The sequence below is a fragment of the Morganella morganii H1r genome, assembly GCF_000633515.1.
Classification (GTDB): Bacteria; Pseudomonadota; Gammaproteobacteria; order Enterobacterales; family Enterobacteriaceae; genus Morganella; species Morganella morganii_B.
The window spans coordinates 1-712 of the sequence record NZ_AYMP01000064.1 but is presented as its reverse complement, the minus strand read 5'-3'; the positions used below and the strand labels follow the sequence as shown (position 1 = coordinate 712).

Below are 712 nucleotides of genomic sequence, written 5' to 3'. Positions count from 1 at the left end.
GAGACAATCTGCAACGTGGCACGGGTGACGGCATTCTTTGATAACGGTGTACTGACATTTTCCCGTGAGGAAGAGCGGAGGTATCCGGCGGCGGTGTTTAACAGATCAAATATCACCGGCAATAACTTCCGCATCTCATACGATATGTCGCTGCCGGGCGGGAATGATGGCGTTGAGGTTGAATACGTTAACCCGCGTACCAACAAAAAAACCTATCTGAAGTATCGTATCGAAAATGGATCAGTGGTGAAGGGTGCAGCGAAAAGCCCGAACAAAATCACCCTGCACGGATGCCGGAATGAGTATCAGGCCATTGACCGTGCATTGCTGGAAATGGATCGCCTGGTCAGCCAGCGGACAAGCATCAGCCTGCAAACGCTGGCAGACGGTGATTATGTTTATCCCGGCGATATGGTTCTGGTGGCAGACAGCTACGACAGTAACCAGCAGGGTGGACACATCACCGGCAGAAGAGGAAATATGTTCAGCACCAGTGAGCGCATTGAGTTTTCCGGTGACATGGTGGTAAGCATCACTGATCACCTCGGAAACTCATCCGGAGAATATCCGGCGCAGGCGCGGGCTGATACGGATAAAGGCTTTATTGCTGATATCCCTGATATTCAGCTCAATATCTATGACGGCCACAATGTTCAGTCACCGTCACGGTACATCATATCAACCGTCACTGAAATGGACGCTATGCGATGGG

At 51.0% G+C, this 712-nt stretch carries 1 protein-coding gene; it reads left to right on the top strand.

The genetic code is table 11. The features are described from left to right. Nucleotides 1-712, top strand: a 712-nt coding sequence (locus tag U868_RS0121845) for a host specificity factor TipJ family phage tail protein (protein WP_025155139.1), incomplete at both ends; no start/stop codon positions are given.